The 25,978-nt window shown below is 60.2% G+C and carries 22 protein-coding genes; 8 read left to right on the forward strand and 14 right to left on the reverse strand.

Annotated features, from left to right (window positions below):
• Position 1 precedes the first annotated feature (1 nt).
• From AC2A6O_RS23175 to AC2A6O_RS23195, 5 genes are read left to right on the forward strand one after another with little or no spacing between them, the layout of a single operon-like run.
• Positions 2 to 988 carry an NAD-dependent epimerase/dehydratase family protein gene (locus AC2A6O_RS23175; protein ID WP_498930626.1) on the forward strand — a complete coding sequence of 329 codons (987 nt, stop codon included), beginning with the start codon at positions 2 to 4 and terminating at the stop codon, positions 986 to 988.
• Positions 985 to 1,809 carry an MBL fold metallo-hydrolase gene (locus AC2A6O_RS23180; protein ID WP_498930627.1) on the forward strand — a complete coding sequence of 275 codons (825 nt, stop codon included), beginning with the start codon at positions 985 to 987 and terminating at the stop codon, positions 1,807 to 1,809. The genes AC2A6O_RS23175 and AC2A6O_RS23180 overlap by 4 nt, the downstream gene beginning before the upstream one ends.
• Positions 1,806 to 3,077: a CoF synthetase gene (locus AC2A6O_RS23185; RefSeq protein ID WP_498930629.1), complete on the forward strand. Its 1,272-nt coding sequence runs from the start codon at positions 1,806 to 1,808 to the stop codon at positions 3,075 to 3,077. The genes AC2A6O_RS23180 and AC2A6O_RS23185 overlap by 4 nt, the downstream gene beginning before the upstream one ends.
• Complete coding sequence (locus AC2A6O_RS23190) at positions 3,074 to 4,222, forward strand: GNAT family N-acetyltransferase (RefSeq protein WP_498930631.1); 1,149 nt, start codon at positions 3,074 to 3,076, stop codon at positions 4,220 to 4,222. The genes AC2A6O_RS23185 and AC2A6O_RS23190 overlap by 4 nt, the downstream gene beginning before the upstream one ends.
• Entirely contained in the window at positions 4,219 to 5,208 is a 990-nt protein-coding gene (locus tag AC2A6O_RS23195; RefSeq protein ID WP_498930633.1) for a Rieske 2Fe-2S domain-containing protein, read from the forward strand. The genes AC2A6O_RS23190 and AC2A6O_RS23195 overlap by 4 nt, the downstream gene beginning before the upstream one ends.
• On the opposite strand, the gene AC2A6O_RS23200 is transcribed toward AC2A6O_RS23195, so the two are convergent.
• The 12 genes from AC2A6O_RS23200 to AC2A6O_RS23255 all read right to left on the reverse strand — a co-directional run bounded on the left by AC2A6O_RS23200 (position 5,193) and on the right by AC2A6O_RS23255 (position 18,971).
• Positions 5,193 to 6,377, reverse strand: coding sequence for an ATP-grasp domain-containing protein (locus tag AC2A6O_RS23200; protein WP_498930635.1), 1,185 nt, complete (start codon positions 6,375 to 6,377; stop codon positions 5,193 to 5,195). The genes AC2A6O_RS23195 and AC2A6O_RS23200 overlap by 16 nt on opposite strands.
• A gap of 42 nt (positions 6,378 to 6,419) precedes the next feature.
• Positions 6,420 to 7,115, reverse strand: coding sequence for a ribonuclease activity regulator RraA (locus AC2A6O_RS23205; protein ID WP_498930637.1), 696 nt, complete (start codon positions 7,113 to 7,115; stop codon positions 6,420 to 6,422).
• A gap of 424 nt (positions 7,116 to 7,539) precedes the next feature.
• Positions 7,540 to 7,878, reverse strand: a complete 339-nt coding sequence (locus AC2A6O_RS23210; RefSeq protein WP_148582075.1) for a slr1659 superfamily regulator — start codon at positions 7,876 to 7,878, stop codon at positions 7,540 to 7,542.
• 31 nt (positions 7,879 to 7,909) lie between these two features.
• Complete coding sequence (locus tag AC2A6O_RS23215; RefSeq protein WP_498930639.1) at positions 7,910 to 8,455, reverse strand: slr1658 superfamily regulator; 546 nt, start codon at positions 8,453 to 8,455, stop codon at positions 7,910 to 7,912.
• Between the two features lie 3 nt (positions 8,456 to 8,458).
• Entirely contained in the window at positions 8,459 to 10,843 is a 2,385-nt protein-coding gene (locus tag AC2A6O_RS23220) for a SpoIIE family protein phosphatase (protein WP_498930641.1), read from the reverse strand.
• The gene (locus tag AC2A6O_RS23225; protein WP_148582072.1) at positions 10,840 to 12,018 is read right to left on the reverse strand and encodes a class I SAM-dependent methyltransferase; all 1,179 of its coding nucleotides are present in this window, start codon (positions 12,016 to 12,018) and stop codon (positions 10,840 to 10,842) included. The genes AC2A6O_RS23220 and AC2A6O_RS23225 overlap by 4 nt, the downstream gene beginning before the upstream one ends.
• Entirely contained in the window at positions 12,015 to 12,536 is a 522-nt protein-coding gene (locus AC2A6O_RS23230; RefSeq protein ID WP_148582071.1) for a ubiquinone biosynthesis methyltransferase UbiE, read from the reverse strand. The genes AC2A6O_RS23225 and AC2A6O_RS23230 overlap by 4 nt, the downstream gene beginning before the upstream one ends.
• Before the next feature lie 493 nt (positions 12,537 to 13,029).
• Positions 13,030 to 14,259 carry a M24 family metallopeptidase gene (locus tag AC2A6O_RS23235; RefSeq protein WP_498930644.1) on the reverse strand — a complete coding sequence of 410 codons (1,230 nt, stop codon included), beginning with the start codon at positions 14,257 to 14,259 and terminating at the stop codon, positions 13,030 to 13,032.
• Between the two features lie 199 nt (positions 14,260 to 14,458).
• The gene (locus AC2A6O_RS23240; protein WP_148582069.1) at positions 14,459 to 15,313 is read right to left on the reverse strand and encodes an ABC transporter permease; all 855 of its coding nucleotides are present in this window, start codon (positions 15,311 to 15,313) and stop codon (positions 14,459 to 14,461) included.
• 8 nt (positions 15,314 to 15,321) lie between these two features.
• The gene (locus AC2A6O_RS23245; RefSeq protein ID WP_148582068.1) at positions 15,322 to 16,587 is read right to left on the reverse strand and encodes an ABC transporter permease; all 1,266 of its coding nucleotides are present in this window, start codon (positions 16,585 to 16,587) and stop codon (positions 15,322 to 15,324) included.
• 107 nt (positions 16,588 to 16,694) lie between these two features.
• A complete protein-coding gene (locus AC2A6O_RS23250) occupies positions 16,695 to 17,795 on the reverse strand; it encodes an extracellular solute-binding protein (RefSeq protein ID WP_148582067.1) in 1,101 nt (366 codons plus the stop codon).
• An 81-nt stretch (positions 17,796 to 17,876) separates the two neighbouring features.
• Entirely contained in the window at positions 17,877 to 18,971 is a 1,095-nt protein-coding gene (locus AC2A6O_RS23255) for an ABC transporter ATP-binding protein (RefSeq protein ID WP_148582066.1), read from the reverse strand.
• A 636-nt stretch (positions 18,972 to 19,607) separates the two neighbouring features.
• Between AC2A6O_RS23255 and AC2A6O_RS23260 the strand changes: the two genes are divergently transcribed.
• From AC2A6O_RS23260 to AC2A6O_RS23270, 3 genes are all read left to right on the forward strand, one after another.
• Positions 19,608 to 20,498, forward strand: a complete 891-nt coding sequence (locus AC2A6O_RS23260; protein ID WP_498930647.1) for a substrate-binding domain-containing protein — start codon at positions 19,608 to 19,610, stop codon at positions 20,496 to 20,498.
• 69 nt (positions 20,499 to 20,567) lie between these two features.
• Positions 20,568 to 21,032, forward strand: coding sequence for a tRNA (N6-threonylcarbamoyladenosine(37)-N6)-methyltransferase TrmO (gene tsaA / locus AC2A6O_RS23265; RefSeq protein ID WP_498930649.1), 465 nt, complete (start codon positions 20,568 to 20,570; stop codon positions 21,030 to 21,032).
• A 100-nt stretch (positions 21,033 to 21,132) separates the two neighbouring features.
• Positions 21,133 to 23,247, forward strand: coding sequence for a 3-hydroxyacyl-CoA dehydrogenase NAD-binding domain-containing protein (locus AC2A6O_RS23270; RefSeq protein WP_498930651.1), 2,115 nt, complete (start codon positions 21,133 to 21,135; stop codon positions 23,245 to 23,247).
• Positions 23,248 to 23,470: 223 nt separating this feature from the next.
• On the opposite strand, the gene AC2A6O_RS23275 is transcribed toward AC2A6O_RS23270, so the two are convergent.
• Positions 23,471 to 24,499, reverse strand: a complete 1,029-nt coding sequence (locus AC2A6O_RS23275; RefSeq protein WP_498930653.1) for a phosphotransferase family protein — start codon at positions 24,497 to 24,499, stop codon at positions 23,471 to 23,473.
• Positions 24,500 to 24,737: 238 nt separating this feature from the next.
• Complete coding sequence (locus AC2A6O_RS23280) at positions 24,738 to 25,973, reverse strand: acyl-CoA dehydrogenase family protein (protein ID WP_148582061.1); 1,236 nt, start codon at positions 25,971 to 25,973, stop codon at positions 24,738 to 24,740.
• Positions 25,974 to 25,978 lie beyond the last annotated feature (5 nt).

A 25,978-nucleotide genomic window follows, 5' to 3' on the forward strand; every position in this document is an offset into this window, starting at 1 on the left:
CATGGGCCGTCTGCTGGTCACCGGAGCAACGGGATTTCTGGGCGGCGCGCTGATCCGTCATTTGCACGCCAAAGGCTCCAATCCCATCGCGCTTGGCCGCAACGAAGTGTACTGTCAGCAGCTTGAGGCCGAGGGCTTCGACGTCGTTCGCATGGATCTGTCCCAACCCTGCGCCCCACAGCGGTTCGCGCCCTTTGGCCCGGTCAGCGCCATCGTTCACTGCGCAGCACTCTCTGCGCCCTGGGGACCGCGCAGCGCCTTTCAGGCGGCAAATGTCAGCGGGACAAAACACCTGCTTCGTCTTGCCGGTGCGCTTGGCGTGCGCCGCTTCGTCAACATTTCCTCCCCCACCGTCTGTTTCGAGATGAAGGACAAGGAAAACCTTCAGGAAGACGACCCGCTGCCGCCGCCTATCAACGCCTATGCGGCAACCAAAGCGGACGCTGAGCGGCTGGTGCTTGCACGCGCCGACCTTGGCCCCATCAACCTGCGCCCACGCGGCCTTTATGGTGCTGGTGACACGACCCTCCTCCCCCGTTTGCTGACAGCGGCCCGCAAGCGCCCCCTGCCGCTTTTCCGGGAGGGAGCCGCCTCCATTGACCTGACCCATGTCGATGATCTGCTCTCAGCCATCGACACCGCTCTTGCAGCCTCTCCCGCGTGCGAAGGCGAGACATTCAACATATCCGGCGGCGAGCCCTTGCCCGTGCGTTTCATTGTCGACCGTGTCTGTGCTGCCAAGGGGGTTCCCGTGCGCTGGCGGAAACGCCCGCTTGCCCCGGCAGTTCTCGCCGCGAAACTCCTGGAGCGCGCGAGCCTGATGGTGCCGGGTGTGGGCGAACCTCTGGCGACGCCCTACACGCTCGGCCTGTTCGCCTTCCGCCAGAGCCTCGATATTTCCAAGGCGGCGCAGCTGCTGAGCTGGCGTCCGCAGATCGATTTCGAAACCGGCCTTGCAAAAACACTTGGCGAAGGGAAAGCCCGTTGACCCCGTTGTTTGCAAACAGCGCATTCGTCTCCGCGCCGGAACGGTTGGTGGTCCGAGGCGGTGGATGGAACCTGCTTCACCTCAAGGTACGCTATGGCGTTTATCAGCACCCGGCAGCCGGACTGGTGCTGATCGATACGGGTTACGGCCCCCGGGTTACCGAAGGGCCGGGACGCAGCCTGCCGCTTCGGCTTTATGCCAATCTGCTGCGGCCAAAGCTGGTCGAAGAGCATCAGCCGGCCCGTGTGCTTGATCGGCTGGGCGCGCGCCCAGCGGATGTGACAGCCATCGTGCTGACCCATTTTCACGCCGACCACGTTGCCGCGCTCCATCTTTTTCCAGAAGCGAGGGTCTATGCGAAAGCAGCAACGCTCGCGCGTATCCAGGCACGCTCCAGGTTCGCGAACCTGCGCCACGGTATCTTTGATGAGCTGCTGCCGCACGACCTTGCCACGCGGACCGTCGATATCGACAAGCTGTCGGTCAGGCCAGCCCCCCATGGGCTTGGTCAGGGAGCCGATCTTTTTGGCGACGGCACCCTGCTTGCCGTCGACCTGCCCGGCCATGCCGAGGGCCACTTCGGCATCTGCTTTGCCGAGCTGCCTATGCCGCTGCTTTATGCGGTCGATGCCCAATGGTGTGCGGCGGCTCTTGAGCCCGGCAAGGCACCCGGGCTGCCCGCCGCACTTGTTGCTTCGGATCGAAAGGCGCTCGCCTCCAGCACCCGCCGGGTCGCCGCGTTTCGCAAGCAAGGCGGCGACGTTCTGTTGTGCCACGATCCGTCCGTCAGCCCTTACGACTTGCCGGGGCCTCCGAAATGAGCGGGCGTTTTCAGACCGGCGTTGCCTTTGCCGAAACGCTCTGGACCAGCCGCCGGGGCCGATCCCGACAGGCTTTCGAAGACTGGCAGAAACGGCGGCTGGATGCCTGGCTGCGCCAGTCACTTCCCAAGGCCGATTTCTACTGCGACGCGCCACCGCGCCTCGACCAACTGCCTATCATCGACAAAGCCACCGTGATGGGCCGGTTCGAGGCCTTCAACAGAGCTCGGATCACCACAGAGGCCGGATGGCAGGCCTTGGAGGCGGGCGGCGAGATCGACGGGATCAACATCGGCGCCAGCACGGGCACCAGCGGCAACCGGGGTCTTTATGCCATCACGGCGGCCGAACGGTTCCGATGGCTCGGCACCATTCTGGCCAAAACGCTACCCGGCTTTCTGTGGCACCGGGAACGGGTTGCTATCCTTCTGCCGCAGTCCTCATCGCTTTACGAAAGCCCGGCCAAACTGCGGCAATTGCAGTTGCGGTTCTTCGATCTGCGCCAAGGCATTGCCGCCTGGCAGGACGATCTGGAAACCTTCGGCCCGACGACCATCGTCGCACCACCCAGGGTGTTGCGGCATCTGGCGGAAACATCGAACCGCCTTTCGCCCCGCAAGCTCTATGCCGGGGCGGAAACGCTCGACCCTGTCGATCGGGCCGCCATCGAGCAGAGGTTCGGCCTCACACTCGGACAGATATACATGGCAACCGAAGGCCTTTTTGCCGTCACATGCGCCCATGGCCGTCTGCACCTTGCCGAGGATGCCAATTTTTTCGAGTTCGAGCCGATTGCCAACGGTCTTGTCACCCCGCTGGTGACAGGCTTTCGCCGCGATTTCCAGATCATGGCCAGATACCGGATGAACGACCTCTTGCGTCTGTCTTCGGAACCCTGCACCTGCGGTTCGCCGCTTCAGGCCGTCGATGAAGTGGTCGGGCGGATGGACGATATCTTTGTCTTCGCCAACGCGGCGGGAGTGGACGTGCCTGTCACACCCGACATCCTGCGCAATGCGGTTCTGGACGCTTCCCGCGAGATTTCCGATTTTCGCCTTGTGCAGGAAGACGATGGATCGGTGACCCTGCTGCTGCCACCCGATCTGCCGGATACAAGTGCTGAAGCGGCGCGCATGGCACTCGGCAAGACCCTGAGCACACAGGGGCTGACACCAGCAATTTCCCTTCGCCGGGAACGTTTACCCCTGGAAAGCCCCCGCAAGCTGCGGCGGGTGGAATGCCGGCTGAAGCGGCAGGTCCGGCCATGACGACGGCACAGGATCCGGTCATACAGGGCCCTTCGGACAGCGGAGGCGTAAGCAACGATCCGCAGACCGTCCGCGCCTTCGTGCGCTTGTGCAACGATTTTGCAATGCCGGATCTTGTCGCCAACCTCACAACACGCGTCAGTTTGCTGGAGATTGCCGGGCGCTGTTTTCCGGTGACGATCAACGAACCGAGCCACCCACCGACGTGTTACATCTGCTCGCCCAGCGCCGCCTATATCGACTATGCCATCGAGGAAACGCGCAACTTCCTGAAGTCGCCGCTGACCTACCGCCTGGTGCGACCGCTGATCCGGGCCTGTGCGCCCCTGATCGCGGCCAGTGGGCTTGACCGGCAGGTGCAGGTGAACAACTGGCTGCTGTCGACCAATCCCGTGCCGGAGATCGACCCGGCCGCAGCCCGCGAGATTGCCAGCACCCTATCGCAGCGCCATCCCGAGCATGCCATCGTCATCCGGTCGCTCAATGGCCGGGCCGACCGAACAACGATGAATGCCCTCAGGCAGGCGGGGTTCAGGCTTCTGGCCGCCCGGCGGATCTATCTCTATTCGGGCGACAAGACGCCAGACAAGCAGACGCAAAACCGCCGTTATGACGCGAAGCTGATGCAGCGTACGTCTTATCGGCTCGCGGAAAACGACAGTTTCAGCGGGCAGGATTTTGCCCGTGCCGCAGAGCTCTACAAGATGCTCTATCTCGACAAGTACACCCCGCTCAATCCGCAGTACACGGCAACCTACATCCGCGAATGTCACCAACGGGGCCTGTTCCAACTGCTTGGGTATCGCGACGCGGACGGCCAGTTGGCAGCGGTCGCCGGTTTCTTTGCAAACGGCCGCACGTTGACGCAGCCGCTGGTCGGATACGATACCCGCCTGCCGCTGAAGGATGGGCTCTATCGGCTGGTGATGGCAGCGGGCCAGGAGATCGCCGAACGGCACACTCTCTTTTTCAACATGAGTGCGGGCGCGGGCCACTTCAAACGCCTGCGGGGCGCAGAGCCGGAAATCGAGTTTACTGCCGTCTATACCGGTCACCTTTCACGGCGCAAACAATTGGCGGTGCTGAGCCTTGAAACGCTTCTGTCGCGCATCGGCATCCCCCTTCTGGAGGCCTTCGACCTATGACTTCATCAAAGGATATCTGGCAGGCCGTCGCGCTTGTGAAAGATGTCAGTCGGCGACCGTTGCGGCTTGAGTTTGGCGGCGAACCGGTGGCGCTGTTCAACAGCGAGACCGGCATCGCGGCTCTGGCCGATCGCTGCCCGCACCGGCTGATGGAGCTGTCGAAAGGAAAGGTCGTCGGGGGCGAGATCGAATGCCCCTATCACGGCTGGCGGTTTGACGGCAGCGGACGCTGTACCGCCATTCCGGGTCATCTGGGGGATGTGCCGGGATACCGCATTCCCGGCCTCAAGACATTCGTGAAGGACGGCGTCGTTTTTCTCTCCAGAGGAGACCCGGCCGGCGAACCTTACCTGCACCCGATGGAAGGCAAAAAGGTGCTGGTGCGACTGGTGCGCAGCAGCACCCGTTCGACATTGATCGATACCGCTGAAAACATCCTCGATGCGACCCACACCCACTTCACCCACAAGGGCCTGCTGCGCGGCCTCAGCAGCAAGCGCCACCGGGTTCGGGTCGATATCACCGGCGGACCGGGCTGGGTCGAGGCCGTCTATACGGGAGAAGACCGGCAGCACGGTCTGATCAGCAAGCTGCTGGAAGCCGGACGGGTGCGGACAGTCGGGCGCTATCGGTTTACCGGTATCGCCGAGCTGGAATACTGGGGCGAAAACGGCCTCGCGCTGGCAACCACCTTTCATCTGCGGCAGGCGGCCGATGGACGTGTTGAAGGCATCGGTTGCTTGATCGGTCCGCACAAGAGCGTCCTCGACCGGATCAAGTCCTGGGTGTTCCAACCCATGTTCCGCATCGCTCTGGAACAGGACCGCCGCGTGCTGACGTCCTCGCTTGAAAACGCAGCGCGGTTTCCGGACGCAAGGCCCCTGATCGGGCCGCTCGACTATTTGCGCCGGGCCATCGAGGCAATTGAACAAGGCGAGCTACCGGGCGCTGGGCAGTCCCCCAGAACCGCCTATATCGAACTTTGATCCGGCCCGTTCCACTCGATATCCCTTGTGCTGGCGCTCTGAAGACTGATGCGATTGCGCAGGGCAATGGCCGCGATTTCCAGCAGGGCGGGTATTTGTGCACGGCCGGGCGCGGGATCGTCTGCGGTTCCAAGGATCTCCTCTGCCGCGCCGAGCACCTTGCGGAAGTGCCGGATGTTCCGTGAGCGGAGTGCTGCGGGCAGGCCATAGACCCACATGGCAAGACGCACCGCCTGAATGCGCGATACGTCCGGCAAGACTTCCTTGCCACCTATCGTTAGCGCGCGGACAAACCGGTCCGCGTCTTGGAAAAAGTGCAGGCCGCTGGTTGCGCGTGGATTGCATTCCAGCGGTCGCACCGAGCCATCTCCAAGCCGCATCAGGTCAAAGGAGACCTGACCCGTCCAGCCGGTGCTGCGGGCGAATGTTTCGACAAAGTCCCGTGCTGCTGTGTCCGTGACCGGTTCAAAGCAAACCCCGGCCCCGGCACCCGCCCGGTAAAGCGAGCGGTAGATCGATACTGCCAGCACCTTACCGCCGCGTGCCACAGCAAAGGCGCTGATTTCCTCTCCCGACAACCGCTCCTGTGCGACCCAGGGCATCGCGGTGCTTGGCACCACCTGTTGCAACTTGCCAGCGGTGGGCGAAACGAGAACCTGACTGGCGAAGCGGGACCAGACCGGTTTGAATACCAGATTTCTCGCTTCCGTACGCTGGTCGGTGAGATCCTCCGGGGACGTCAGCAACCTAGTTTCCGGCACGGCGATGCCGAACCTCTCACACAGCCTGATGAAGTCATGCTTGTTGTGGGCAGCCTGAAGCAGGTCGAAACCCGGTGCGAACAGATCCACCGCAAGCCCGCGCCTCTCCCGAAGAGCAGCCAGATAGAAGACCTCCTCGCACGTCGGGACAATCAGGGTCGGCTTTTCGCGCTCAAGCAAAGCGTCGAGCGCATCGGCGAATTCTTCCGGATGGAACCTCGGCGATGGCAGGCGCTGATAGCAGGCGCAGGCACGGCTTGAACTGGAAAGCGGCCGAGCGGGCATGTCGGCCAGAACAACGCGCCATCCGGCCGCATGAAACAGCCGGGCGTGATGCAGGGCAACAGGTGCCCGAGCACCGGTTATCAGAATGGTCTGGCCGGAGGATGCTCGGAAGGCAGGCGGCATCGTCGTCAGCTTCCTTTAACGAATGCAGATCCCCGGCACCCTTCAGCGTTCGGCTTCGTACCGCGCCCGGGTTTCCTCGTTCATCGGGTAGAGCCCCGGCAGGCGCGCACCGGCGTCGACCTGCTCGACAATCCAGGCCTCCATCCGCTCCTGTTCCGGCGCTTCTTTCAGAACCTCATCGAGAGTGGCTGCCGGGATCACGACCGCGCCATCGCCGTCGGCCACGATGATATCGCCCGGAAGAACGGCAACACCGCCGCAGCCAATGGTTTCCTGCCAGCCGACGAAGGTAAGACCGGCCACCGAAGGCGGGGCGGACACGCCACTGCACCAGACCGGCAGGTCGGATGCCAGGACACCGCTCAGATCGCGCACCGTGCCGTCGGTCACCATGCCGGCAACATTGCGCTTGCGCATGCGGGCACAAAGGATATCGCCGAAGACACCGGCATCGCGGGCGCCCATTGCATCAATGACCGCAATACATCCTTCCGGCATCTCCTCGATGGCCGCCCGCGTTGAAATGGGAGAGCCCCAGGAGGCGGGTGTTGCCAGGTCTTCCCGCGCGGGCACGAAGCGAAGGGTAAATGCCGGTCCGACAATCCGCGGCCTGGAGCGGTCGAGCGGCATCGCCCCGCGGATCCAGACATTGCGCAGACCCTTTTTCAGAAGGATCGTGGTGAGCGTCGCGGTGCTGACGGATTTCAGGATTTCGACGGCTTCAGCAGACAGGGTCATAAAGGTCTCCGGAAGATGGCGCTGACGGGGAGCGGAAGAACAGCAACGTTTCAAAAGCCATGTCGCTGGACCCGTTCGGGGCGTTGGCCCGGAGAAGAAGCCAGCGGTGCGAGCATCATATTCAGCCGGATCGCATTGCCCGCCAAGAGGTTTTTGAACTGTGCGGATCTGAAGACGAGTTGGCGGGCAACACGCTGGAACCGTGCCTTAGCCTTGGTGGCCAGAGTGGTGACGCGTAGGTGTCAGTACCTCTGAACGTCAAGTCGATTGGGAGGCCAGGGCATCAGCTTCGGCAGAAGATGTGAGCGCTCATCTGGTTGAACGCAGTCCATGCACCAACGACATTCACAAAACATCCGGCGCTCTTGAAACCGAGGCCGGAAGTTTGCGGGCATTTCCGGTGTGCTTGCAGCAGGCTGCTGGATCAGGAAATCGTCAGTTCAAGCGCCGGGTGCAGACGCTGAAGGTTGCGGAGCGATTTCGACTGCCAGGGAATGGATTTGGACCCAAGAACGCGAACGCCGACTTCCGGCTGCTTTCTGATTTCGATCGTGAATTTGGCGAGCAGGTTGATGCCGGAGCTGTTCAGGAATTCCAGGCTGGTCAGATCCATGGTGATAAGTTCCGGCTTGGCTGCCAGAACGGAATTCATGATCTCCAGAATAGGGGCATAGGCGTCCGTTCCTGAAAGCCGCATCGTTCCTTCGTAGTGGATGTCGGAGCCTTCAGTCCAAACGCGGTAATCGTTCGTGCTGATTTCCATTTTGGTATCTTCCTTTGGAATTTGTCAGCGATCAGGAAAGTCGCAAAGACGCATATGTCGTCAACTCAACGCCTTCACTTACACGCTCAGACGCGAAAGACCAGCCCAATTTGGCTTCGTAGTCGCTCATAAGTGTGAGCAAACCGAGGCCCGAGCCGGAGGAATCCGGGTCAAGGGCGTTCTCCTCGATACGCTCCAGAAGCAACTCTCCCGGTTCGCGTTCGAGCAGGCTTTTCAGGTGACCTTGAAACTTGGTGGCCGTTTCCTGGTCGATGCAGTTCACGATCCGGATTTCGAAGGTCTGTTCTTCCAGCGAGCTGTGAATCGTAACATCACCGCCGTGGCGGAACTTGATCGCATTTTCAAGGATCTCGTTGATCATGTAACTGATGCTGTGGCGCGCATCGACCTGGTCGATGCCCTTGCCGCAGGCCCGGCTGAAATATTCCCCGATGAAATCCGACGTAAGGCCGCAGTGATGCCAGCTCAGCTCCAGCGGCTCTGCCTTCAACGTGAGACAAAACTGTCTCGCGTCTCCGCCGTTCACAGCCGTCGTCTCTCCAAAATCCTCGACCATGCCCTACCTATGCTTCAACACAACAAGAGTGATGTCATCAAATACCTTGTAGTCGCCGATATGCGACTTCACATCATGAATGACCGCCGCCGCAATACCTTTCGCGGTTTTTTCGCGGTTTTCATGAGCGCTCTGGGCAAGCCGGTCGAGGCCATACATCTCGCCCTTGTCGTTTTCCGCCTCCGTAATCCCGTCCGTGTGCAGGATGAGAATGTCCTCCGGTCCGAACGCGAGATCCAGTGTCGCCACGAAGGGAGAAATATCAGCCTCGAGCCCGACCGGGAAACCGAGATCCATCGTGTCGATGCGCTCGGTGTCTCCATTGGCACGGATGATCAGCACTTCTTCATGCTGGCCGGACAGGGTGACCTGGCCGTCTTCATAATCGACGAAGGCGAGCGTCAGGTGCTTGTCGGATCTGGTACGGGTGATGTTCTTGTAGACGGCCCGGTTCAGCACATCCAGGAAGGCAATCGGATCCCTGTCGCCTTTTTCCTGAAGCGCCCGGGCAACCGACTGCACCATCAGCATCAAGACGCCGCTTTCCAGACCGTGGCCGGTCACATCGCCGATACCGACCTTGATGCGGTTGCCGTCGAACAGAACGTCGTAGTAATCGCCGCCGACCTCGTCCGCCGGTTCCATGAAGGCGGCAATCTCGATCTGCGGAATGACTTCCAGTTCGCTGAGGCGCGGCAGAACCATTTCCTGAATGCGCTTGGCAACATCCAGCTCCGCCCCGAGGCGCAGGTTTTCCGACTTCAGCCGCTTGTTGAGCTCGCCGATTTCGCGGTTCGCGGTTTCCAGCTTGCTGGTGCGCTCCTCAACGAGATTCTCAAGGTTCTCGGTGTGATAGCTGATCTCTTCCGCCATGCGGTTGAAGGCCAACCCCACAGCCGCGACCTCGTCGCGGGTCGGGATGGCAACGCGGACCGAATAGTCCTTGTTCTGAAGGGCGCGCGCCGCTTCGGCCAGTTGTGACAGGCCCTTGGTGATGCGGCCGGAGATGGCATAGACCGCGACGAACACCACGAAAATACTGACGCAGAAAGCAATGAGCTGATAGTTCAGGATGCGGGCCGTCGCTTCCGAGATGTTGTTGGTAGCATCGATCAGCGACTGGTAGATCTCGCGTTCGGACACGACGAAGCCAAGCGTCATCGTTTCCGAGGTGATACCGGCACCATCCCACAGGTTCGTCGGATTGAGCTGCTTGAGAACCAGAAGATAGGGGATCTCTTCGCCATCGTTCTCAAGGAAGATGTGCTCGATGACGGTCTCGTCCTTGGCGCTCAGCTCAAGAGACGCGATGGCCGGCTGGCTGCTTTCCTTGAGGTTACGGTTGACGCCGGTCACCCCTTGGCCGCTGACATCGCTGGAGACCAGCCCCAGGGTCTGTTCGCCGGCCTTCGGAGTTGCCACGACATTGCCGTCGGACATCGTCAGGAAACCGAAGCCGTTTTCCGAAATCTCCAGGCTTTCGACAAGCGAGGTCAGCTGCTCAAGCGTGATGTCGACCGCCACCATGCCCGCAACGTCCTTGCGGTCCTGCGTCCACAGGGGATGGAAGAAGCTGACGATCAGCTTGCCCGTGATCGCATCGATATAGGGGGCGGTGGTGACGATATTGGAGTCCACCGGTCTGGAGGACGGATCCTTGATCCAGTGCTGCCAGCCTTCGTAAACGCCGGGAAAGAAGAAATCCCAGAAGTTCGCGCCTTCGTTGTGACCGGGATACAAGAGGTCGAATGTCTGCGCCTGTTCCGAATAGGGTGTCGCGCGCATGATCGACGCGTCCTTGGGGCCGACGTAGTAGATCTGCAGCTTGGGCGCGCCTGTCGACATCATCGACGGACCGACAAGGCTGAGGAAGGAACTGTGCTTCAGCTCTTCGGCGGCCTTGGGAACCGGGTTCTTGTTTTCATCCAGCAAATAACCCCAGACGCTGACCGCAGACGGAACACCCGCCGTATTCTGCGACCAGCCGCCCGTTTCATCATAGACCAGGTCAGACGAAAACGCGGAACTGCCTTCGATGGTGTTTCCGATCGCTTCCTGCACCTGCGGGTGATCGATCAGTGTCTGCATCGACGAGGCGAGCGTCTCAAGTTCGGAATGGACGCGATCGATCAGGAGGTCTGCCCGGAAGGCCGTGGTGTCGATATAGGTCTGCAGATAGTCTTCCGTGGCGGTGGTGAGACCTTCACCGACCTGCTCCGTCGCATCCCTGGACAGTTTCTGCACGTTCCAGATGCCGATGCCGCCTGCGAGTGCCAGATCGAACAGAACTGCGACGCCGACCACAAGCATGAATTTGGCCCGAAAGCTTCGCATGGAAAAGCGGCCGATCTGCTTTTCGGTCTGAGGACCCGTTGCCGGTGCATTCATAGCGGCTTACGTCCCGAAGCAACCCAGATCGGCCAGCCTGCATATCCCTTGGGGTGGAGCGCTGCGAAGATATGGTCATCGAACCCTTTGGCGAAACGTTCGATGAATTCGGCGCTGTCGCCGCGTTCCTCAGCCATTTTGCCGGCAAAGAGATTTTTCCACGACGCAATGACATCCGCGAAATCCTGCGGATCGCCATCCGTGTTGGTGACCATGAAGGACCCGATGGTCACATTTTCAAAACCACCGTCGATCAGGAGGCGCCGGCTCTTCGGGCCGATTTCGATATCCATATCGAAATGGTGCCAGAGTTTGGCGACCTCGTTGTAGGTCCACTGAATGCTTTCCGATCTCGGTTCGCCAAGGCAGTGCGAGTTCTTTTCGTTGGTAACGTAGATACGGCCACCCGGCTTGCAGATGCGGTAAAGCTCTTTCAGGATCAGCTCCGGCTGGTCGAACACCTGCAGGGAATGGCGGCAGGTCACGAAATCGAACTGATTGTCTTCCAGCAGCATGTCCGCAGCATCGCCGAAGACATATTCAATGCCCCTGACACCGAAATCGGCCGCGACACGGCGCGCATAGTCGAGGCTGGATCTGGAGTGATCCAGCGCGACCAGCCTGTCCGGCTCGAACTCCTTTTGCAGAAGCACGGCAAAATCGCCGATGCCGCAGCAAATGTCGGCCACCTGCATGCCCGGTTTCAGGCCGTGCTTGCGCAGAAGTTCCTTTTCGTGCCGCCAGGTAAGTTTGGTCTGCGTCCGCAGAACATGAATGAACTCGCTGTCCTCAACGAACGACTGACCCGGATAGAATTCGTTGTCGTATTCGCTGACGGTGATCTTGTCGGACATTGTCTCAAGCACGGCGAACTTGCGCGTTGCCCAGCCAACCACGCTCGAGGTCGTGACGTGAACGCTCAGGTCGCTTCGGTTGCGCACAAGATCCAGAATTTTGCCGGCAAAGGCATGGAAGGCGACGTTGTTCATGCGCACAAGGCGTCTGACATTGACGTAGAACTTGCCGCTCACCTTGCCGACGGACTGCTCCATCGCGGAAAAGCAGCCATTCAGCTCATCGGCCCGTTCGGGGCGCAAGCTGCCATGCAGGGAGAACTCCTGATCGTTCTCGTTAAAGGTCCACTGAAAGGCCTGTGTCATATTATCAGCGATCATTCTGCGTCGTCCTCAAGCACAAGCTCCGCGACCAGTCTCATGCGGCCGTCTTCAATCCGTCCGATGGCAAGCCGGGCGCCGTAATCGACGCCGAGTTCCAAAAGTCCAAGGCTCGCATCCGGTTCGGCGTCAGCAAAAAGCGCCTCCAGATACAGCGTTTCGGCGTCATCGCCGTTCACTTTGGCAATCGCCGCCTCATAGACCTTGTAGGTCTCCTCATCGACCGGAAAGGTCAGTTCGATCCGGTCGACATTGCCGTCGCGCTGAACCGCGCATTGCAGTTTTCCGCTCGAACCATGCGTCCGGTAGACGGCTTCCAGCAGTTCGTTCAAGGCTGACGAATAGAGATTGGAGAACAGGAGCGAATCCAGCCGGTTGTGGCTGACCATCCGGGCGATGTACCCCGACATGAGATCGCAATGGGTCCAGTCGGTGCAAAAGTCCTTGATGTCCAAATCCAGGTGAATCATCTGCGGCAGACCGGAATTCAAGGATATGCCTTCAGAAGGTGCCTGCATTTTTATTCCCCCGCTGGCGTGATCAATTGCACCTGCAAAGGGTGCACTTCTGTTTTTATACGAGAAAGCTGGAATTTCTGGCCGATTGAACTCGCGTCATCGATAGGTCACGTCTTTAGCAATACGGCGTCTCTCACTGCCAAGAGTATATCAACCGCGATTGGTTACTGAATTGTACCTGATTAGCATAGCAGCCCAACTCTAAACTTTGAGTTTCCACCGCACGTGTGTAGCGACACCTTGGTCAGAGCAGCGCAAAGACCAGGAATTACCGCATTGATCCAAAGCTGCATGCTTTTGCCGACGACGTCGCAAGGCTGTGGACACCTTGAAAAAGACACTCCGATCAAGACAGCGCTTCCCCGGCGCAAGCTTTCGCCCGCCTCGATAATATGTTCGCAGACACTTTCGCCTCCCGGCGCAGGCAGCTTCCCAGCGGCAAGATGCCTGCATCTTGTCGCTGGCGCTGCCTCAATCGCGGAGATTTACCGTCTTATCGTTTTGGCACGATGTTGTGCTCCGGGCCGAACGGAAAGCCGGTGATGTTTTCAGCCCCGTCTTCCGAGACGATCAGAATGTCATGTTCTCGGTATCCGCCCGCGCCCGCTTCGCCTTCGGGGATCATGATCATCGGTTCCATGGAAACGACCATGCCTGGCTGAAGCACGGTCTCGACATCCTCGCGCAGTTCCACCGAGGCTTCTCGGCCGTAGTAATGGCTGAGCACGCCGAAGGAATGACCGTAGCCGAAGCTGCGGTATTTCAGGAGATCATGGCTGCGGTAGATTTCGTTGAGCTCGGTTGCGATATCGCAGCAGCGTGCGCCCGGCCGAATGCGCTTCAGCCCCTCGCGGTGAACATGGCAGTTGATCTCCCACAGGCGCAGATGTTCGTCGGACGCATATTCACAGAACAACGTCCGCTCCAGTGCGGTGTAATAGCCGAAGATCATCGGGAAACAGTTGAGGCTGAGGATGTCGCCCGCTTCCACCCTCTTGTTGGTCACCGGGTTGTGGGCTCCGTCCGTATTGAGACCCGACTGGAACCAGGTCCAGGTGTCCATCAGTTCAACGAACGGAAAGGACTTCGCGATTTCCCGGATCATGGCATTGGTCGAGGCCATGGCGATTTCGTGCTCGGGAACACCGGCTTGAACCGCTTCTACCAGGGCCGCTCCGCCGATATCACCGATACGCGCTCCCTCGCGGATCAGAACGTGCTCCTCGTCGCTCTTGATCGTGCGCTGCGCCATGGCATCGGCAGCAATATCGACCAGTTCCACACCCGGCAGCGCCGCTTCCAGAAGCTTCAGCATATCGAGAGAAACGTGATCGTACTCAATGCCAATGCGCTTGACCGACGGATTGGGCATGCCAAGCAGTGACTGGATGGCGTGGAAATAATTGTCCCGGCGCCAGTCGGTATAGATCACCGTATCGCCATGGGTCCTGCGCCAGGGCTGGCCCCCATCGATACCGGCTGCAATCGTGGTTGCCTTGTCCTGGGTCACCAGGAAGCCGTACTTGCGGCCGAAGTAACAATAGAGGAAGCCGGAGTAGTAGCAGATGTTGTGATAGGAGGTGAACAGGGCGGCATCTATCTGCCGGTCTTCCATCAGCTTGCGAAGCTTCGTCTGGCGGCTGTCCATTTCGGCGGCTGAGAAGGGTGAAAACGCCTTCTCTCCGTTGTTCATTTCATAAATGCGGATCATGTCGTTGCTCATTGAAGGCTCCTTCCGTTTGGTCCGGTTTCGGTTTCCGGGGCCTGAAACGCAAAACGGGCCGGCTTCCGCGAAGAAGCCGGCCCGCCAGGCCCAAATTCACAATGTCATGCTACCGGGAGACCCTGTCTCCACCCGGTGACTGGCGTTCCGCCACCGGCTCAATTTGAAAGCAGCGGGCGCTCTTCACGCCCGTCCAGGATCAGCCCGGCGACAGACCTCTCAGGCGTTCGGACCTGCGGCGCAGCAGCTCCAGCACGGTCAGCAGACAGATGGAAATAGCCACCATCAGCGATGCCACGGCCAGAATGGTCGGCGAGATCTGTTCACGCAACCCGGTGAACATCTGCCAAGGCAGGGTTTTCTGACCGGCAGAGCCGAGGAACAGCACCACCACCACTTCGTCGAAGGACGTGATGAAGGCGAACAGTGCACCGGAGACGACACCTGGAATGATCAGCGGCATCTGCACCTTGAAAAAGGTGGTGACCGGGTTTGCACCGAGGCTTGCCGATGCCCGCACAAGGCTTCGGTCGAAGCCGACCAGCGTCGCCGTCACCGTGATGATGACGAAAGGCGTGCCAAGTGCGGCATGGGCCAGAACGACCCCCCAATAGGTACCCTGAAGACCAATGCGCGAATAGAAGAAGTACATGCCCGCCGCAGAAATGATCAGCGGCACGATCATCGGCGAGATCAGCACTGCCATGATCGCGGACTTGTAAGGCACATGGGACTGGGACAGGCCGATGGCCGCCAGCGTCCCGAAACCCGTTGCCAGGATTGTCGCCACCGGCGCGATCAGCACCGAGTTGGTCAGCGCCTGCTGCCAGTCCGGATTGGTGAAGAAGTCCTGGTAGTGCTTCAGGGAATAGCCGGCCGGGTCAAGCGCCAGCATTTCCTTGGTGAAGGTGAAGAAGTTCTCCGCGTTGAAGCTGAGCGGCAGGATCACCAGGATCGGGAAGATCAGGAAGAAGAAGATCAGTCCACAGATCACCCGGAACGAATAGTACCAGGTCCGCTGGAGAGGAGACGCGTAGGGAGGAAGTGCACTCATGCCGCCACCTATCCGAGTTTCACGTTATCGATGCCGACGATCTTGTCGTAGACAACAAAGAGGACCATGACCGCCACGAGCAGCAACGTGCCGAGCGCCGCGCCCAGACCCCAGTTGAGCGAGGACGAGATATGGTAGGCGATCCGGTTGGAGATGAAGATGCCCGACGTGCCACCCACCAGTTCCGGGGTGATGTAGTAGCCGATCGACAGAATGAAGACGAGCACGGCACCCGCGCCGATACCTGGAATGGTCTGCGGGAAATACACCCGCCAGAATGCGGTCCAGTCATTGGCGCCAAGGCTCTTGGCTGCACGCACATAGGACGGCGAAATGGTTTTCATGACCGAATAGAGCGGCAGGATCATGAACGGCAGCAGGATATGCGTCATGGCGATGATCGTACCTGTCTGGTTGTTGATCATCACAAGTCGTCCGGCGTCACTTATGATACCTGTCCAGACAAGGAAATCGTTGATGACCCCCTGTTGCTGCAACAGCACCTTCCAGGCGGACGTCCGCACCAGAAGCGATGTCCAGAAGGGCAGTAGCACCAGGATCATCAGCAGGTTGGACGAGCGCAGTGGCAAGGCCGACAGCAGGTACGCGATCGGATAGCCCAGAAGCAGACAGGACAAGGTGATCGCGACGGACAGGAACAGGGTGCGGCCGAACAGGAACATGTAGATCCGTTCGTCTTCCGGCTTCAGTTCGATACCGTTTGCGGTTTGCTGCGCGTCGAAGGCATTCAGGAAATAACCGGGCGTGTAACGCGGTGAGAACCGTTTGAGCACCTGCCAGGTTTCGACGGTGCCCCAGTCCTTGTCCACGTCGATGAACTGTTCCTTGTAGGGACCGGCTTCATCCATGCGCTTGACGCCGCGTCCCGTCTTTCGGAACAGGCTGGAGAGGCCGGTTTCCTCATAGTTGAGGCGTGAACCGAGGCGGGTGTGGGTCTTCTCTTCCACGGCGACAACCATGTCGTCATAAAGGGCCGCGAAGACGGTTTCGTCAGGCGCCTGGCCGGACGTCGGATCCCACTCCTGCAAAGCGACAACGGTCTTGGGAAGGGTGTCTTCCACAATCCCGTTTTCGACCGAGCGGAACAGCATGTCCACGATCGGCGCTACAAAGGTGAGCAGGACAAAAATCAGCAGAGGCGCAATCAGCGCCAGGGCGCGCAGCTTCTCGCGGCGCAGCGCCTTGGCAAGAGATGCCTTCAGCGGCTTGCCGTCTTTCGTCGTCAGAACCTCGCCCGCGTGGGTATCGCTCATGAAACAGTCTTCCGCAAATCCGTTGGGAGATCCGGGTGGAGCACTGCCCCACCCGGACCGGTTTCTCATCTGGCCGCATTCATCCGAACGCGGACAGCTTCAGATGATTACTGAGCCAGCCACGCCTGGAATTTGGCGTCGATGTCGTCACGGTAATCAGCCCACCACTCGTAGTTATAGAGGAAGGTGTTCTTGGCGTTTGCCGGATCGGTCGGCATGTGCGGAGCCATATCGATGCCGAGATCGGCATGCTTGCCAACCAGCGGAGCCGAAGACTTGCGAGCCGGGCCGTAGGAGATGTATTTCGCCTGATCCGCCAGACGCTGAGTGTCGGTGGCGAATTTGACGAAGTCCTCAACCATGGCGAGGCGGTCTTCCGGCAGACCGGCCGGGATGATCCAGCCGTCAAGGTCGAACACCTGGGCGTCCCACAGCATCTTCACCGGCTGCTTCTGCTCTTCGATCAGGGAGAACAGGCGGCCGTTATAGGTGGAGCCGATCACGACTTCCTTGTCGGCCAGAAGCTGCGGTGTTTCCGCACCTGCGGACCACCAAACAACGTTGTCCTTAATGGTGTCGAGCTTCTTGAAAGCGCGCTCCTGACCTTCTTCGGTCTCAAGAACGTTGTAGACTTCTTCCTTCGGCACGCCGTCGCACAGAAGAGCCCATTCCATGTTGTTGATCGGGCGCTTTTCCAGCGAGCGCTTGCCCGGGAACGTTTCCAGATCGAACACGTCACAGATGTCGTCCGGCTCCTTGCCGTTCCACTCGTCAACGTCGGACCGGTAGCCGAAGGTGGTGGAATAGACGATCTGCGGAATGAAGCACTCGGATACCAGCAGGTCGCCGAAGTCATCCGAAGCCTTGGTGCCGTCCGGAGCGTCTGCAAGATCGGTGTCCGGGTCGATTTCCATCGCCAGGCCTTCGTCGCACAGACGGATGGCATCGGAAGCAACCACGTCAACCAGATCCCAGGTGATGTTGCCGGCTTCGTTCATGGCGCGCAGTTTTGCGACAGCCTCGTTCGAAGACTCATCCCAGATAACGTTGATGTCCGGGTGTTCTGCAACATATGGGTCCGCGTAGGCAGCTTTCTGGGAGGCCTGATAGGCACCGCCCCAGGAAACGATGGTCATGTCTTTCGCCATGGCTGCGCTGCCGGCAAATGCCAGAGCGGTGCCTGCGAGAACTACAGTTTTGAGCTTCATGTGAGTTAGCTCCCTCTTTTAGGATTTAACGGATTTTTCCGTTTTAGTCGCTGGCGGCCATGGACTGGCCGCCGCGCGATTTCAGACAACCGCATCAAGCGCTTTACAGTCGTTCAGCGCCCAGCCTACTTGCACTGTCTCGCCTACAGCGAGCTTGCGCTTTTCTCCGCGGTTGCGAACCTTGACGATGAACTCGTCGTTGCCGCCCACATTCATGCGAACGCGGATATGGTCACCGAGATAGATAAGTTCCTCGATCCGGCCATTGACCAAATTGTCCATCGTGTCGACGGTGTCGAATTCCACCCGCTCGGGCCGCAGGGACAAGGTCGTCTTGTCGCCGACAGCGTCCACGTTGACCTTGTCGGCCTTGAGCCTCGTACCGTCATCGATTTCAACAAGGCATTCCGAACCGCTGATCTCAACGACCTTGCCGTTCAGCTTGTTGTTTTCCCCGATGAACTGGGCAACGAAGGAATTTTGCGGATCCTCGTAGAGGTCGTCCGGCGTCGACAGCTGCTGGATGATACCGTCGTTGAACACCGCGACACGATCCGACATGGTCAGCGCCTCGGTCTGATCGTGGGTCACATAGACCACGGTGACACCCAGGTTCTCGTGAATGTGCTTGATCTCGTACTGCATCTGCTCGCGCAGCTGCTTGTCGAGTGCGCCGAGCGGTTCGTCCATCAGCACCAGTTCCGGGTCGAACACCAGGGCGCGGGCCACGGCGACGCGCTGCTGCTGGCCACCGGACAACTGGGCCGGGCGACGATTGCCGAAGGCGCCAAGCTCAACCATCTCCAGCGCCCGCTTGACCTTTTCCTGCTGGTCGGCCTTGCCGACACCACGCACCTGAAGCGGAAAAGCAAGGTTCTCGGCCACCGTCATGTGCGGAAACAAGGCGTAATTCTGGAAGACCATGCCGATGCCGCGCTTGTGCGGCGGCACGTTATTGATCGGGCGGTCGTTCAGATAGATTTCGCCGTGCGTTGCCGGTTCGAAACCGGCCAGCATCATCAGGCAGGTGGTTTTGCCGGAACCGGACGGACCGAGCATGGTCAGAAATTCGCCCGGCGGAATATCGAGATTGAGGTTCTTTACGACCAGGGTTTCCCCGTCATAGCTCTTTTGAACGCCATCATACTTAACAGCAGCGCCCCGTGTATTCGCCATTGTGTCCCCAAGTCAGGTTCTATCATTATTATTAGACGCACGACCAATAACCCTCAGGTAACCTCCGTCCCCAAAGAGCTATCGCTTGGTGCGAACGCGCATAGAAAAACAAAATTACTGCCCTTTGGAAAGGGGTTATGAAAAAAAATTGGATATTTTTTGAACAGGGGCCGACTTAATATTTTGCAACGCGGTAGTGAGGCGGAATTTTTACTCGCGAAGATGCATCCGGCGAAAAAAATATCTTCGACCGGTTTTGTCGATCTTTACTGCGCAGAAACGTACGTTTTTGCGCTTTTGGAAGAGTTTCGCGCAAGCAAACTTGCGCATGTGGCCCCATTACGTCACGGAATGCTCTGGCTGCGTCATCCGCCAAACGGGCCGCAAAATGGAAGCCGATTGCCTGCCGACACCGAAAAACCTGCCCGGCAAAGCCCGGACGGGGACTTGTGCAAAGCGGCAAACCTGCTGCGACTGCGGCTTATTTCCGGTTGCATAACGGGTGCAATCATACACGCCAGACGTGCTCGAGCCGGTCGGTACGGTTTTGCCTGTCCGTAAAACCATCAAGCTGAAGACCGTCCGGACGGTCTTGTCTCTCAGGAAGTTCCTCCGGTAAGGTCCTGTCATTCAACCATGGGCGACGCTTTGCAAGACACCGGCACTCAGCAACTACAGTTTCTGACCACGAAGGAAGTGGCCGACCTTTTGAGGGTCAAGGAGCGCAAGGTTTACGACCTTGCCGCCGCCAACGAGATTCCGCATCGGCGGATCACGGGTAAGCTGCTTTTCCCCGCAGCCGAACTCCGTTCCTGGATCGAGGGGCCAACTGCGGCCAACGCACGCGAACGCCCTGGCGTCCTGGCCGGCTCCCACGATCCGTTGCTGGACTGGGCGGTTCATGCGTCCGGCTGCGGGCTGGCCATGTTGTGTAATGGCAGCGCGGATGGTCTGAACCGCTTTGCCGCCGGTGACGCGGCCCTTGCCGGGCTGCATCTAGCGGAGGAAACCGGCTGGAACGTCGAATCGGTCAGCCGCCTGAACACAAAGGAGGCTGTCCTGATCGGGTGGGCGAAGCGTCAACGCGGCCTGCTTGTCTCCCGAGAGGCCGCAACGACGATACGCTCCGTTGCCGACCTGAAAGGCAAACGCGTCGCCATGCGGCAGCCGGGCACGGGTACGGCCCTGCTTTTTTCCAGACTGCTTGCCGAGGCCGGCCTGAGCGAAGCCGATCTGACCCTGGGCCCTTCCACCGCCCACACGGAAAACGATGCGGCATCGGCGGTCGCTGCTGGCGAAGCCGAAGCCGCTCTTGGCATCGAAACCGCGGCAAGGCCTTTCAAACTGGCGTTCGTGCCACTGGCCGAGGAATGCTTCGACCTTCTGATCGACCGCCGCTCCTATTTCACCCCGCCTGTTCAAAAGCTGTTCGAGTTCGCGCGGACACCGGAGTTTCAGGACAAGGCCGCGGCGCTTGGCGGCTATGACCTCGACGGTCACGGCGCTGTCCGCTGGTTGTCCGCTTGACCCGAACCGCCTCTCGTCGGTCCCTCGCACATTCAGCCCTCCTTCAGGCATTCATTCAGGAAAGACACGATGAGCGATATCCGCCCGCACGAAATCTCGGTTCCCATCACGGAACCGGACGATGCCAGGCTCTTTTTCATCGGCAGGATCCACACCCCCTTTAAGGAGCGCAAGGACTGCCCGCGTCAGGGCAGCGTGGACGGCCCGGAATGCAGGATCGAGATTTTCGACCCCTGGGTGCCGGCATTGCAGGGCATCGAGGCCTACGACAGTGTGGAAGTGCTCTACTGGCTCGACAAGGCCAGGCGGGACCTGGTGGTCCAGAACCCGGCTCATAGCGAAAACATTTTCGGTACCTTCGCCCTGCGCTCGCCCGTCCGGCCAAACCCGATTGGCACCGTTCTGGCCAAACTCGTTTCCGTCGATGGGCCCAATCTGATCGTACGCGGGCTTGACTGCCTCGACGGCACCCCGCTTATCGACCTGAAGCCTGACCGCTGCGCTTTCACGCCAAAAGCACCGCACAAGGGCTGACCGCACCGCTTGCCCTCTTCGGTCACCTTGACAAGCTCTGCCCGGACCTGACAATCCGGCCCAAAATCCGCGCCCGCGATTGGCGCCCTGGGAGGAATTCATGCCTACAGAAACCCTTGCCGGCGAAACCGGTATCAACGACGTCGTCTCAATCGAGATCAACGGCTCTGTCGGCCTCATCGCACTCGACAACCCGCCGGTCAACGCCGCCTCCCATGCCATCCGAACGGGGCTTTGGCAGGCGGTGGACACACTGCAGCAGACGGATGGCGTCGAGGTAATCGCGCTTTATGCCAAGGGCCGCACCTTCATTGCCGGCGCCGACATTCGCGAGTTTGGCAAGCCGCCGCTTGATCCGTGGCTGCCGGAACTGTGCAATTGCATCGAAAGCGCGTCGAAGCCCATTGTCTGTGTCCTGCACGGCACCACGCTTGGCGGTGGTCTGGAAGTTGCCATGTCGTGCCATGCGCGTGTCGCGCTGAAGGGCGCGAAGGTGGGTCTTCCGGAAGTCACGCTCGGCATTCTGCCGGGTGCCGGCGGCACCCAGCGCGCGCCCCGGCTTGCGGGCATCGCGGTGGCCCTCGACATGATCACCAGCGGCAAGCCGATGAGTGCCGACGATGCCCTGGCAAACGGGTTGATCGACGGGATCGTTGAGGGCGATCCGCGTGACATCGCACTGTCTTCGGCCAAGGATCTGCTGGCCGGTGACCTGCCCAACCGCAAAACAGGCGAATTGACCGCCGAACCGGACCCGGCCGCCATCGAGGCGATGCGCGCCAAGCTTGCCAAAAGCCAGCCGCTGCTGTTCTCGCCGCACAAATGCGTCGACGCCGTAGAAGCCTGCCACCTGCCGATCCGCGAGGGCATGACCGAAGAGCGCCGGCTGTACGAGGAATGCATGGCGAGCCCGCAACGCGCAGGTCTGATCCATGCCTTCTTTTCCGAACGTGCCGTCACCAAGATCCCGGAAGCTTCCGCGACCGCGCGCGATATCAACGCCGTTGGCGTCATCGGCGGCGGCACCATGGGGTCCGGCATCGCGACCGCTATCCTGCTGGCCGGTCTGCCGGTGACCCTGACCGAACGAGATCAGGGAGGCCTCGACCGCGGTGTTGAAACGATCACCAGGAACCTGGAAGGCGCCGTCAAACGTGGCAAACTTTCCAGTGAAGCCCGCGACGACATTCTGGCCGCCAAACTCAAGACCTCGACGGATCTCGCCGCGCTGTCCGATGCCGATCTCGTCATCGAGGCCGTGTTTGAGGAAATGAGCGTCAAGCGCGACATTTTCCAGACACTGGACAAGGTCTGCAAACCGGGCACCGTGCTTGCCTCCAACACGTCCTATCTCGACATCAACGAGATCGCGGCGACGACCGAGCGCCCGCAAGATGTCATCGGCCTGCACTTCTTCTCGCCCGCCCATGTCATGCGGCTTCTGGAAGTGGTGGTTGCCGAAAAGACCGGCGCCGACGTTGTCGCCACCGGTTTCGCGCTGGCCAGGAAACTGAAGAAGATCGCCGTGCGCTCGGGCGTCTGTGACGGCTTCATCGGCAATCGCATCATGACCTTCTACAAGAAGGCCGCCGATTACATGATGATGGATGGCGCCTCGCCGGAGGAAATCGATACAGCCATGCGCGGCTTCGGCTTTGCCATGGGGCCTTACCAGGTCGCCGACCTTGCCGGGCTCGACATCAGCTGGGCCGCCAACAAGCGCCGCGCCGCCACCCGCCCGGCCGAGGAACGCTACATTCCGATTGCCGACCGTCTCTGCGAGAACGGCTGGTTCGGCCGCAAGACCGGCCAGGGCTTCTACATCTATGACGACCAGGGCCCGCGGCCAAACCCGGAAGCACTTGCGATCATCGATGCGGAACGCGAAAAGGCAGGCGTCACACCGCGCAGCTTCAAGGAAGAGGAAATCGTCAGCCGGTTCATGACCGCGATGATTTCCGAAGCCGTGCGCGTTCTGGAAGAAGGCATCGCCCTTCGCCCCATCGACATCGACGCCGTCTTCCTCAACGGCTACGGCTTCCCGCGCTTCCGCGGCGGCCCGTTGCACACGGCAGATGTCATCGGCGCGGGTGAACTGGTTCGCCGCATCGAAGACTATGCCAGGGAAGACGCCTACTACTGGAAAGTCCCGGCTCTCCTGCGGCAGATCGCCGAAACTGGCGGAACCTTTGCGGAGATGAATGCGAAGGGCTGATTGAGGGCAAAAGCCCTCGGCACCCCATATGAGGCGCCCCCAGTAAAAACACACGCCGCGACGTGAGGTGTCTGGAATAGGTCCGCAGCGGTGCGGCTTCTTCCGGAACCTCGTCATAACCTCTCTGGAAACGAGTAGGGCCCGACTCTGCCTACGGTCGGCCGGTGTAACCTCAGGGGCATGGTGATACTGAGCAGGCTTCTTACGGCTTGCTGGAAGGTGTCTAGCCTTCCTGCGCTGCCTTCAAGCCGCCAGCGGCATAGTCCGGCACGCTTGCGCCCAGCTTCAGGCCGAGTTCCGGATTGGAAGCATTGCCGTCGAGGGCGCGTTTCTTGACGCCCTGAAGGATCGCTCCCATGCGGAAGAAGGCAAAGGCCAGGTAGAAACCAAACTCCGGGATGCCAGAGAGCCCCGTGCGGGCGCAGTAAGCATCGATGAATTCCTGGTCTTCCGGAATGCCGAGTGGCTTCCGGTCGACACCGGCCAGACCTCTGCCCTCGGTGCCGGGCGGGCGCTGCCATTGCATGATCAGGGCAGCCAGATCCGCAAAGGGATGGCCGATGGTCGACAGCTCCCAGTCGAGCACGGCGACACAGGCCGGGCCGTCTTCCGCAAACAGCATGTTGTCGATGCGATAATCGCCATGAACCAGCGTCCGCCGTCCGTCGTCTTCGGGCACATTGGCGTCGAGCCAGGCAATGAGCTCGTCCATTGCGGGAATGGGGCCGGTTTCGCTTGCCCGGTACTGCTTGGTCCAGCGGTCGATCTGGCGGCGATAGTAATTTCCGGAGGGGCCGAAATCGGTGAGGTTCCGCGCTTCCAGATCAATGCCATGGATGGCGGCCAGAACGCGGTTCATCTCAGTATAGATGCCGCGCCGGGTTTGCGGATCAAGATCTGGCAACCGCGGATCGTCGAAATTGCGGCCCCGGACGAGATCCATGACGTAGAACGCCGACCCGATCACGCCCTCGTCCTCGCACAGGACATGCATGTGCGCGACCGGCACTTCCGATCCGGCCAGCGCCTTCTGCACCCGAAACTCGCGGTCAACGGCATGCGCGGACTTCAGCAACACCCCCGGAGGCTTGCGGCGGAGGACATATTCGCCAGAGGCGGCACTCAGGCGAAATGTGGGGTTGGATTGACCCCGGTTGAACTTTTCGGCTGTCAGCGGTCCCTTGAACCCGGGAAGGGTCCCTTCCAGCCACTTGCTCAGCGCCGTGAGGTCGAGATCCGTGTTTGAGGTCATGAGGGGCATGTCCCTGCCGTGACCTGGCTTTCCCCAGTCTTTACACAACCTGCAGCGCCACTTGCTCCCGTCTCATTCTGAGGAGCCATGCCAGCGGCCTCTCGAAGGATGGGCCACTTGTTCCGCAGTATGCCGCCCATCCTTCGAACCAGCGCTTCGCGCTTACTCAGGATGAGGGTTGGGGAAGGCGAGACTTCGTGGCAGTCGCGCTCTGCTGGAAGCCGGAGAAAGACCATCTTCACAGCTTCCCGTTGGAATATTTCCGCAGCTCCGTACGCGCGACCTGGCGGCGGTGGACGGCGTCTGGGCCGTCAGCAAACCTGAGGGTGCGCAGGTGTGTCCACATGGCGGCCAGAGGGAAGTCCTGACTGATACCGGCGGCACCGTGCACCTGCATGGCTTCATCTACCACCTTCAGGGCCGTGAGCGGCGCGACCACCTTGATCTGGCTGATCCACGGCTGCGCGGCGCGGGTGCCCTGTGTATCCATCACCCAGGCCGCCTTGAGGCAGAGAAGCCGCGCCATTTCGATTTCCATGCGCGCATTGGCGATGATGTCGTAATTGGCGCCAAGATCCATCAGCTTCTTGCCGAAAGCCTCGCGCCCCATGGCCCGCTTGCACATGAGTTCCAGCGCCTTTTCCGCTTGCCCGATGGCCCGCATGCAATGGTGGATACGGCCCGGGCCAAGGCGGCCTTGAGCAACCTCGAAACCCCGCCCTTCGCCCAGCACCAGGTCTTCCTGCGGCACGCGCACGTTGGTGAAGCGGATGTGCATGTGGCCGTGTGGCGCATCGTCGGCGCCAAAGACATGCATTGGCCGCAGCACCTCGATACCTTCGGCATCCGCCGGGACCAGGAACATCGAATGGCGGCTGTGCTTATGGGCCTCCGGATCGGTTGCGGCCATGACGATGTAAAGCGCGCAGCGAGGATCGCCGGCCCCGGTTGCCCACCATTTGTCGCCATTCAGCACCCAGCCCTCGCCGTCGCGCACGGCCGTCAGCGCAATGTTGGTTGCGTCCGAGGAGGCAACATCGGGTTCCGTCATCAGATAGGCGGACCGGATATCGCCCTGGAGCAGCGGCTTCAGCCACTTTTCCTTGTGAGCCGCTGTGCCATAGCGCTCCAGAACCTCCATGTTGCCGGTGTCGGGGGCGTTGCAGTTGAAAACTTCGGCGGCAATGCCAACCTTGCCCATTTCTTCGGCCAGATAGGCGTATTCCACCGTCGTCAGGCCAAAGCCCTTTTCGCTGTCCGTCAGCCAGAAATTCCAGAGCCCGCGTTCCTTGGCCGTGGCCTTGAGGCTGTTCAGAATTTCAAGCTGGCGGTCCGTCATCCGGAAACGGTCGCCGGACGGATGGCGGCCGACGTCCTCGTGATATTCCCGGTCGAGGGGGGCGATTTCGGTTTCCACCATCTGGCGCACCTGCTCGATCAGCGGCCGCACCCGGTCGGTCATTCCAAGATCCATCACTT

Source organism: Labrenzia sp. ATLA3, assembly GCF_057180185.1.